Source organism: Parabacteroides caecihominis, from assembly GCF_023656785.1.
Lineage (GTDB): Bacteria > Bacteroidota > Bacteroidia > Bacteroidales > Tannerellaceae > Parabacteroides > Parabacteroides segnis.
Genome location: NZ_JAMOKS010000045.1, coordinates 40,039 through 50,626, shown reverse-complemented (window position 1 = coordinate 50,626; position 10,588 = coordinate 40,039). Strand labels below are relative to the sequence as shown.

Sequence of the window (10,588 nt, the reverse complement as noted above, 5' to 3'; positions counted from 1 at the left end):
AATTCATCGCTCGGGGAACGCCTTAGCGGCAAGGGGCGCGAGCACGTGTCCCGACGAGCGAAAAAATTGTTGGAATGGATTCTTTTTTAGTGGATTATTTGGAAGTTATTATATATTACAAAATGTCGTCCGATCACATTCTCTATGAATAATACAGGCGGAAATCACCCGACACAGGAAGTGATCGACCGTTTCCCTACTGTCGACGGAAAAACATATACCTATACCGACTGGAAAAAAGATGGCAATAATGATATCTTTACCTTATGGCAGAACCGCGACAAACGCTTCTATGCAACAGTCGTATATCAAGGCGTTACCTATTTCAATACAGTTATGGAACTGAATGAAAACGCACAAAACGATTATGCATATGGTAAAAACATGGGATCCAGAACTGGATATTATTCAAAGAAAGGCATTGATGAAAGCATTTCTATTTCCGATTGCCAGAAATCCGGAACAGACTATATCGACATCCGCTTGGCAGAAATCATGCTGAATTATGCTGAAGCAGCCGTTGAAGTAGGTAAGCAGGGCGAAGCATTCGAAATACTGAAACAAATCCGTGAACGGGCAGGTATTAACGAAACGAGTTCCGATCCTGAACTGAAAGGCAAAGTGTACGGACTGAATCCAAACATGAACCAAAGTGAAATGCGCGAAGCTGTCCGCGAAGAACGCTTCATCGAGTTATTGTTCGAACAGAAACGTATGTGGGACTTACGCCGTTGGATGATCTACGACAAACTTATGATCGGTCAGGAAAAACGTCACGCACTGGTGATGAATAAACAAACTGACGGGACATATACTACTTATTTGTTCGACCGTGACAATACGCCGATGATCGCAAAACAAAATATGTACTTCCTGCCAATAAAACGCAGTGAATTAAGTAACAACCCTAACTTGGAACAAACAAAAGGTTGGGAAAATGGTACATTCGATCCGCAGGCAGGACTGTAATAGTAAATAATAGACCACATCTGCGTGGCATTTTACAAAAAGACGGCATTTCCCTCGAATTACTTACAATTCGTACGGAATGCCGTCCTTTTTATACCCTTCTATGAACATAAAGACACAACCAAACCCGCCAACAAGAGTAGCTTTAACGATATTTCAACAACTTTTCACTTACAACAACTTACAATACCCACGGATTATTTGTTATACAGTTACGAATTATTACGTAAAACCGCTTTATTGAATCAAATTATCACACAATAGAAATTTAAAGGACATTTGGATACGTTTAATGATTATAATATATCAAAACGTCGTATATTTGCACTACAACAAAACAAAAAGAAACAAGAATAGGAGTAAAACAAATAAAATGACAAACCCAGTTAGATTCACAAAGATGCACGGAGCCGGTAACGACTATATATACATAAACACAATGGCTTATCCCCTGGAAAACCCGGAAAAGCAAGCTATTAGATGGAGCGCTCTCCATACAGGCATCGGGTCGGATGGATTAGTCCTGATAGGTTCATCTGAAAAAGCCGATTTCAGCATGCGGATATTCAATGCAGACGGTTCCGAGGCCATGATGTGCGGAAATGCTTCCCGCTGCATCGGCAAATATGTATATGATGCAGGACTGACCGATAAAAAGACAGTCACCCTCGAAACATTATCCGGCATTAAAGAACTTCAGCTGACCGTTTCGGATGATGATACCGTCAGTGAAGTAACAGTCGATATGGGAACACCCGGAATCGGCGAACCAGCCCTCGAACTGGAAGCCGGCGGACAGGTTTACACCGGAACCGTCGTGTCGATGGGCAACCCTCATCTGGTTATTTTTGTTAATGATATAAACGATATCGACTTACCGGCTATCGGACCTAAGCTGGAAACACACGCCTTCTTCCCCGACCGGACCAATGTTGAGTTTGTACAGGTTTTAAAAGACGATGAAGTCCGGATGCGGGTATGGGAACGGGGCTCGGGCATCACCCAGGCTTGCGGAACAGGAGCTTGTGCTACAGTTGTAGCCGGTGTCGTATGCGGTAAGACGAAGCGGAAAACAAAAGTATTCATGGACGGCGGCCCGCTCACTATTCACTGGGACGAAAACTCAGGAAAGGTCTACATGACCGGAGGAGCAGTCACCGTATTTGAAGGAATAATAGAGAAATAACACAAAAAGCAAAACAAAGGGCCAACAACCCCGACAAAACAACAACATAAAACAATTGAACGAATATGGCACTGATTAATGAACATTTCCTGAAACTGCAAAGCAGTTACCTGTTTTCCGACATAGCGAAAAAGGTAAACAGTTTCAAAGTGACACACCCTAAAGACAAAATAATCCGCATGGGAATCGGTGATGTAACACAGCCCCTGGCACCTGCCGTCATCGAAGCCATGCATAAGGCGGTGGATGATTTGGCTTCTACAGAGAATTTCCACGGTTACGGTCCCGAACAGGGATACAGCTTCCTGATTGACGCAATCATCAAGAATGATTATGCCAGCCGCGGCGTATTCCTGGAGCCGGGAGAGGTTTTCGTCAGCGACGGTGCCAAAAGCGATTGCGGAAATATCGGCGATATTCTCCGCCACGACAACAGTATCGGGGTACTCGACCCGGTCTACCCCGTTTACATAGACTCCAACGTCATGAGCGGACGCACCGGAGTATTGGAAGACGGCAAATGGAGCGATGTTGTTTACATCCCCTGCACGGAAACAAACAATTTCACGCCCGAACTGCCGGCCCGCAGGGTGGACATACTCTACCTCTGTTACCCGAACAACCCGACGGGAACGACCCTGACGAAAGACGAGTTGAAGAAATGGGTAAACTATGCATTGGCAAACGACGTCCTGATTATGTACGACTCGGCTTACGAGGCCTACATCCAGGACCCGAACATCCCCCACTCGATATACGAAATCAAAGGGGCGAAGAAAGTAGCCATCGAATTCCGCAGTTTCTCGAAGACAGCGGGTTTCACCGGAGTACGCTGCGGATACACGGTTGTCCCGAAAGAACTGAACGGCTTCACGCTGGGAGGCGAACGGGTACAGTTGAACAAACTGTGGAACCGCCGGCAGACGACCAAATTCAACGGAACCAGCTACATCACCCAGCGGGGTGCCGAAGCGGTTTACTCTCCGGAAGGCAAAGAACAGGTAAAGGCAACGATTAATTACTATATGACCAACGCACGGATTATGAGAGAAGCCCTCCAAGGTTGCGGCCTGAAGGTGTACGGCGGCGAGAACGCCCCTTACCTCTGGGTGAAAGCCCCGAAAGGTCTCAGCTCCTGGAAGTTCTTCGATAAACTATTGTACGAAGTCAACATCGTTGGGACACCGGGCGTAGGATTCGGCCCGAGTGGCGAAGGTTATCTAAGACTCACCGCCTTTGGCGACAGGGACGACACTTTGGAAGCTATGGCCAGGCTGAAGAAGTGGCTCTGAAGAATTGAAAATTGATAATTGATAATTGAAAATTGAAAATTAAGAATTAGCAATTAGCGACTGACAATTAAAGAGCGAACGTTTCTCTGGGCAAATAAGAACGAAGCAGGAAAGGCGCATCCGGCTTTGTTACCGGCAAAGGCTTTTATAAACAAAAAGAGAAACATTATGAAAACAATGACTTTCAGGCAACCAGTTTTGGCTGCTACGGCTCTACTTATGTCTTTTACGACCTTTGCACAAGAGGAAAACAAATTTGAAATCGCGCCTGCCGCCGACCTGGTCAGCAGTTATGTATGGCGCGGAGTGTACCAGACGGGACCATCCGTCCAGCCGAGCATCGCACTATCGTATGCCGGCCTCTCTCTCACGGCGTGGGGTTCCACGGACTTCTCAAGCATGAGCGATCCGAACAAGGGTAAGGAGTTCGACCTCACAGTAGGCTACGGAATCGGAGGATTCAGTATCGGAGTTACAGATTATTGGTGGGCAGGCGAAGGCAAACGCTATGGCAACTATTCGAACAGCCACTTCTTCGAAGGGGCCGTTGGATACAACTTCGGCGAATCGTTCCCTCTGGGGATCACCTGGAGCACAATGTTTGCCGGAGGAGACAAGGATGCCGACGGCGACCAGCAGTTCTCCACCTATGTGGAAGCCGCCTATACCTTCAGCGTATTGGGCGTAGACGTCACCCCCGGCATTGGTGTTTCACCCTGGACAGGAATGTACCACAAGGAAGGCAAAGACGGTTTCGCCCTCTGCTCCATTGCCCTCAGGGCCAGCAGGGAGATAAAAATAACAGACTCGTTCTCCCTCCCCGTCTTCGCCCAATGCATTGTAGCCCCGAATCAAGACAATGTGTTTTTAGTTTTCGGACTAAGTATAAAATGAAACAAAAAATCTGCGTTCATCTGCGCCCGTCTGTGTCATCTGCGTTCCATGAGGGAGCCTGACGAAAGCAGCAACGCAATACAACAAAAGAATTAAGTAACGTATCAATTTAGGTTATCTCATAAAAAGGACTGTATAGAGAAGCCGGCCGCTGCTTTTCGATTTTATAGAATGTTATACCGCTTGACCACACCTGACTATGGCAGGCAGCTCTATACCTCCTTTTTATCAACTATAAAAAAAGTAAGGTTATGAAAAAGATTGAAGCTATTATTCGCAAGACCAAATTCGAAGATGTGAAAGAAGCACTTCTCGAAGCAGACATTGAATGGTTCTCTTACTATGACGTGAGAGGCGTCGGCAAAGCCCGCCAGGGACGTATCTACCGTGGTGTTGTCTACGACACCAGCTCTATCGAGCGCATCCTCATCTCCATCGTCGTACGCGACAAGAATGTGGAGAAGACCATACAGGCAGTCATCAAGGCGGCACAAACGGGTGAAATCGGCGACGGACGCATCTTCGTCATCCCCGTAGAAGACTCCATCCGTATCCGTACCGGCGAACGGGGCGACATCGCCCTCTACAATGCCGAACAGGAAAAATAACCCGCGAGACCATACAAATAACAAACGAAACAAATACGACGATTATGGACACAACATACACAATTACAGACTTAGCTTTATCGCTCGACACCGTGTGGATGCTACTTGCAGCTATGCTGGTATTCTTTATGCAGCCGGGATTCGCCCTGGTGGAGGCCGGCTTCACCCGCACCAAAAACACAGCAAACATACTGATGAAGAACCTGCTCGACTTCATGCTGGGTTCCCTCCTGTTCTGGGCAATCGGCTTTGGAGTCATGTTCGGCGCCGGAAGTTTTGCAGGCATGCCTCATTTCTTCAACATCAGTTTCTACGACACACAGTTGCCCGTCGAAGGCTTCCTGGTTTTCCAGACCGTATTCTGCGCCACGGCAGCCACCATCGTATCGGGAGCCATGGCCGAACGGACAAAATTCTCCATGTACCTGGCTTACACCGTACTTATCAGCGTACTGATTTATCCTGTCAGCGGCCACTGGACCTGGGGAGGCGGCTGGCTGATGAACGGCGAAGAAGGCAGCTTCATGATGAACACCTTCGGAACCACTTTCCACGACTTTGCCGGGTCGACCGTCGTGCACTCCGTCGGCGGATGGGTAGCCTTGGTCGGCGCCGCCATCATCGGCCCGCGTATCGGCAAATACGACAAAGACAGGAAATCGCGTGCCATTCCGGGACATAATCTGACAATCGCCTGCTTGGGTGTCTTCATCCTCTGGTTCGGCTGGTTCGGATTCAACCCGGGTTCACAGCTGGCCGCTTCGGGCGAAGGCAACCGCATGGCAATCTCCCACGTATTCCTGACCACCAACCTGGCTGCCTGCGCCGGAGGATTCCTCTCGCTGATCGTAGCCTGGATGAAATATAAAAAACCGTCGCTGTCGCTGACACTCAACGGTGTATTGGCAGGCCTGGTAGGTATCACTGCCGGTTGCGACCTGGTGTCGCCTGCCGGAGCCGTCCTGATCGGGGCCATCTGCGGAACGGTCATGGTCTATGCTGTCGACTTTATCGACCATGTCCTGAAAATCGACGATCCTGTCGGAGCCTCTTCCGTACACGGTGTCTGCGGATTCCTCGGAACCGTACTGACCGGATTGTTTGCCACCGAACAGGGCCTTTTCTACTCGGGCAGTGCAAACTTCCTGCTGGCACAGCTTTTCGGAGCCGCCATAGTCGGATGCTGGGCCGCCTTCATGGGATTCGTGGTCTTCAAAGGACTTGACATCGTACATGGCTTGCGCGTCACCCCCCGTGTGGAAGAAGAGGGGCTCGACATATACGAACATGGCGAAACGGCCTACAACAGTTGATACGCCATAACACTATCGGGATAGGGTAGTCAACACCATCTGGACAGGGCAATAGCCACCATCGAGATAGTGTGAATCGCACCACCCTGATAGGGTAACCCCTCGGATACGATAGTACCTCATCCGGATGAGGCTATCTACCACACCGGGATGCAGCGGTTCACATCATCGGGATGAGGCAGATAACCGCATCCCGGTGCGGTACCATAGGATACGGGAAGGGAGACACCCCCTCTCCTCCCATACCGACAAAGACAATCAACATTTTAAACTATATACACATGTCACTGATTATTCCAAAAGATTACAAACAGACGCTTACACCGGAAACGACCGAGCAAGCGATTCAGATGTTAAAAACCAGCTTCCAGGAGAAACTGTCGAAAGCGTTGAACCTGCGCCGCGTAACCGCCCCTTTATTCGTTCTCTCGGGAACCGGCATCAACGACGACCTGAACGGGGTGGAACGTGCCGTCAGCTTCCCCATCCACTGCATGGGCGAACGGCGAGCAGAAGTCGTCCACTCGCTCGCCAAATGGAAACGGATGAAACTGGCGGCCTACCGTATCCCTGCCGGCTACGGACTTTATACCGACATGAATGCCATCCGCGGCGACGAAGATCTCGACAACCTTCACTCGCTATATGTCGACCAGTGGGACTGGGAAAAAACCATCCGTCCGGAAGACCGCAATCTGGATTACCTGAAACGCACCGTACGCTGCATTTACACGCTACTGAAAGAAATCGAGGAGATGGTCTACAACCAGTATCCTCACATCACTCCTTCCCTGCCGGACAACATCACCTTCATCCATGCGGAAGAATTACAAAAGATGTACCCGGGCATCCCTCCCCGTGAACGCGAAAACAAAGCAGCTGCTAAATTCGGTGCCATCTTCGTTATCGGCATCGGCGGCGAACTGACAAACGGGGAGAAACACGACGGACGTGCCCCCGACTATGACGACTGGAGCACGGTCAACTCCGACGGCTTCAACGGCCTGAACGGTGACATCATCCTTTGGAACGACGTCTTGCAATGTGCCTTCGAACTGTCATCCATGGGTATCCGTGTCGACAAGGAGGCCCTGCGCCGGCAGCTGGAAGAACGCGGATGCCCCGAACGTGCCGGCCTGGAGTTCCACAAGATGCTGCTCGACGGCCGCCTCCCGCAATCCATTGGAGGCGGCATCGGCCAGAGCCGCCTCTGCATGTTCTTCCTCCGCAAAGCACATATCGGCGAGGTACAGGCTTCGATATGGCCGGAAAAACAGGCTGACATCTGTAAGCAAAACAATATCATCTTGTTATGATAAGTTACCATCAGATATAAATAAAACAAACACTTACTATAAAAATCAGGTATTATGTCAAAGTTAAGATTCAGAGTAGTAGAATCGGCCTTCAAGAAAAGAGCCGCCGAAGTAGCCGCCCCGGCAGAACGTCCGTCGGAATATTTCGGAAAGAACGTATTCAACCGCGAGAAGATGTTCAAGTATCTTCCGGAAAAAGCCTATGCCAGACTGGTCGACTCCATCGACAACGGTACCCCCCTCGACCGCGAGACTGCCGACGCCGTAGCCTCCGGCATGAAGAAATGGGCCATCGAAATGGGCGCAACACATTATACCCACTGGTTCCACCCCCTCACCGAAGGGACAGCCGAAAAACATGACGCTTTCGTCGAACACGACGGCAAAGGCGGCATGGTCGAAGAGTTCTCCGGCAAACTGCTGATACAACAGGAACCCGATGCCTCCAGCTTCCCGAACGGTGGTATCCGTAATACGTTCGAAGCCCGCGGTTACTCCGCCTGGGACCCTTCCTCTCCTGCTTTTATCGTGGGTGACACCCTGTGTATCCCGACCATCTTCATCGCCTACACCGGCGAATCCCTCGACTATAAAGCCCCGCTGCTGAAAGCGCTTGAAGCCGTAAACAAGGCTGCCGTCGACGTATGCCATTACTTCAACCCGGAGGTAAAGAAAGTATATTCCTACCTCGGCTGGGAACAGGAATATTTCCTGGTAGACGAAGGACTCTACGCCGCCCGCCCCGACCTGCTGCTCAGCGGACGTACGCTGATGGGCCATGAGAGCAGCAAAAACCAGCAGCTCGAGGACCATTACTTCGGTGCCATCCCCACCCGCGTCATGGAATTTATGAAAGAGTTGGAAATTGAAGCCCTCAAACTGGGTATCCCATTGAAAACCCGTCATAACGAAGTGGCTCCGAACCAGTTCGAGCTGGCCCCTATCTTCGAGGAATGCAACCTCGCCAACGACCACAACCTGCTGGTCATGGCGCTGATGCGTAAAATCAGCCGCAAGCACGGTTTCCGCGTCCTGTTGCATGAAAAGCCTTTCAAAGGCGTCAACGGCTCGGGCAAGCACAACAACTGGTCGCTGGGCACCGACACCGGCATCGGCCTGATGGGTCCGGGCAAGACACCGGAAGACAACCTCCGTTTCATCACCTTCGTAGTAAACGTGCTCATGGCCGTCTACCGTCATAACGGACTGCTGAAAGCCAGCATCTCGAGTGCCACCAACGCCCACCGCCTGGGAGCCAACGAAGCACCTCCCGCCATCATCTCCAGCTTCCTCGGCACGCAGCTGTCGCAGGTATTGGAGCACCTTGAAAAAAGCGAGCCCGAAGACCTGATGCTGGCCGGCAAACAAGGCATGAAGCTCGACATCGCCCGCATCCCCGAGTTGCTGATTGACAATACCGACCGCAACCGTACTTCGCCTTTTGCCTTCACCGGCAACCGTTTCGAGTTCCGTGCTGTAGGTTCCGAAGCCAACTGCGCGTCTGCCATGCTCGCCCTCAATGCCGCCGTGGCCGAACAATTGAAACTCTTCAAAGCCGAAGTAGACGCAAAGATTGCCACCGGCAAAGAGAAATTCGCCGCCATCCTGGAAGTCCTCCGCAAAGACATCAAAGCCTGCAAGGCCATCCACTTCGACGGCAACGGTTACAGCGATGAATGGAAAGAAGAAGCCCGTCGCCGCGGTCTGGATTGCGAAACCAGCGTACCGCTCATCTTCGACAACTACCTGAAGGAAAGCAGTATCCGGATGTTCGAATCGACCGGCGTCATGACCCACAAGGAACTCGAAGCCCGCAACGAAGTAAAATGGGAGACGTACACCAAGAAAATCCAAATCGAAGCCCGCGTGTTAGGCGACCTGACGATGAACCATATCATCCCTATCGCCACCCGCTACCAGTCTTCGCTGATTGACAACGTATATAAGATGAAGGACCTCTTCCCGGCAGAAAAAGCCTCCGTCCTCTCCGCCCGTAACCTGGAAATTATCGAAGACATCGCCTGCCGCACCAACTTCATCAAGGAAAAGGTAGACGAAATGGTCGAAGCCCGCAAGGTCGCCAACAAAATCGAAAGCGAACGCGAAAAGGCAATCGCCTACCACGACACCATTGTCCCAATGCTGGAAGAAATCCGCTACCACATCGATAAACTGGAACTGGTAGTAGACGACCAGATGTGGACGTTGCCGAAGTATCGCGAATTATTGTTTATCCGATAAGACCACACATTCCTTAAGCCGGGGTGTCCCTCCAAAGCATCCCGGCTTATCTTATCATCTCACTCAGACAGTAGTTTTTTGTTGATTGTTTTGTGTTTGCAAGGGGAGCATGCTGTGAAGTATGGCTCCCCTTCTTTTATATTCCCGGAGAAATATATACCTTTGGACCATCATTATATAAGAAAGGAGTTTACGTTATGACGGCAATGGAATTACAGCAATGGAAAAAGAACTTCATCCGTAATTATTTGGATAAGATAGACAGTTTGGAAATGATGGATAAACTGGAAAAAAGCACAAAGCGAATACTGAATAAAAAAGCAGCCGTTTTGTCTCCTATTGCGTTTAGCATTGAGGAAGCCAACAAAGAAATCAACTTGGCAGAACAAGAATTAAGCGAAGGTAAAGGTATCAAGGAGCCCGAAATGCATCAATTCTTTGAAGAATGGAGAAAGAAATTGAAGTAATCTGGGCACCACGTGCACAAAGACAAGCAGATTTAGCCATCACCTATTGTCTGAAACAATTTGGAAAAAGAACTGCCCTCCGGTTCATGAACAAATTGGAGAAAAATACTATACGTATTAAGAACAATCCGTTCATCGGAACTCCTGAACGTCTTTTGGCAAATAGAGCTAAACAATATCGCTCTTTAATTGAAGGATATTACAAGCTCGTTTACACTATAGACAATGAATATTTAATACATATCGTTTTATTGTGGGATTGCCGGCAAGCCCCCGATAAACTCAAACACGCTATACGATAA

Annotated in this window: 10 protein-coding genes; all 10 read left to right on the top strand. The window is 49.7% G+C overall.

All coding sequences use genetic code 11. The features are described from left to right. Positions 1 to 144 precede the first annotated feature (144 nt). The 10 genes from NBH14_RS25370 to NBH14_RS25325 all read left to right on the top strand — a co-directional run bounded on the left by NBH14_RS25370 (position 145) and on the right by NBH14_RS25325 (position 10,588). Positions 145 to 969, top strand: coding sequence for a RagB/SusD family nutrient uptake outer membrane protein (locus NBH14_RS25370; protein ID WP_250817837.1), 825 nt, complete (start codon positions 145 to 147; stop codon positions 967 to 969). Positions 970 to 1,342: 373 nt separating this feature from the next. Next, positions 1,343 to 2,155 (top strand): diaminopimelate epimerase, encoded by an 813-nt coding sequence (gene dapF, locus NBH14_RS25365; protein WP_128133025.1) that lies wholly within the window; start codon positions 1,343 to 1,345, stop codon positions 2,153 to 2,155. A 65-nt stretch (positions 2,156 to 2,220) separates the two neighbouring features. After that, positions 2,221 to 3,447 carry an LL-diaminopimelate aminotransferase gene (locus NBH14_RS25360; RefSeq protein WP_186961612.1) on the top strand — a complete coding sequence of 409 codons (1,227 nt, stop codon included), beginning with the start codon at positions 2,221 to 2,223 and terminating at the stop codon, positions 3,445 to 3,447. 168 nt (positions 3,448 to 3,615) lie between these two features. Next, a complete protein-coding gene (locus tag NBH14_RS25355; protein WP_186961611.1) occupies positions 3,616 to 4,341 on the top strand; it encodes a TorF family putative porin in 726 nt (241 codons plus the stop codon). Between the two features lie 251 nt (positions 4,342 to 4,592). Continuing rightward, complete coding sequence (locus tag NBH14_RS25350; protein ID WP_186961610.1) at positions 4,593 to 4,949, top strand: P-II family nitrogen regulator; 357 nt, start codon at positions 4,593 to 4,595, stop codon at positions 4,947 to 4,949. Positions 4,950 to 4,993: 44 nt separating this feature from the next. After that, positions 4,994 to 6,262 carry an ammonium transporter gene (locus tag NBH14_RS25345; protein WP_186961609.1) on the top strand — a complete coding sequence of 423 codons (1,269 nt, stop codon included), beginning with the start codon at positions 4,994 to 4,996 and terminating at the stop codon, positions 6,260 to 6,262. 281 nt (positions 6,263 to 6,543) lie between these two features. Further along, positions 6,544 to 7,578, top strand: a complete 1,035-nt coding sequence (gene asnA, locus NBH14_RS25340) for an aspartate--ammonia ligase (RefSeq protein ID WP_186961608.1) — start codon at positions 6,544 to 6,546, stop codon at positions 7,576 to 7,578. Positions 7,579 to 7,632: 54 nt separating this feature from the next. After that, complete coding sequence (locus NBH14_RS25335) at positions 7,633 to 9,819, top strand: glutamine synthetase III family protein (protein WP_186961607.1); 2,187 nt, start codon at positions 7,633 to 7,635, stop codon at positions 9,817 to 9,819. Positions 9,820 to 10,016: 197 nt separating this feature from the next. Beyond that, on the top strand, positions 10,017 to 10,286 hold the full coding sequence (locus NBH14_RS25330) for a hypothetical protein (RefSeq protein ID WP_128133022.1): 270 nt from the start codon (positions 10,017 to 10,019) through the stop codon (positions 10,284 to 10,286). Next, positions 10,265 to 10,588, top strand: a complete 324-nt coding sequence (locus NBH14_RS25325) for a type II toxin-antitoxin system RelE/ParE family toxin (protein WP_128133021.1) — start codon at positions 10,265 to 10,267, stop codon at positions 10,586 to 10,588. Before NBH14_RS25330 ends, NBH14_RS25325 begins: the two co-directional genes overlap by 22 nt.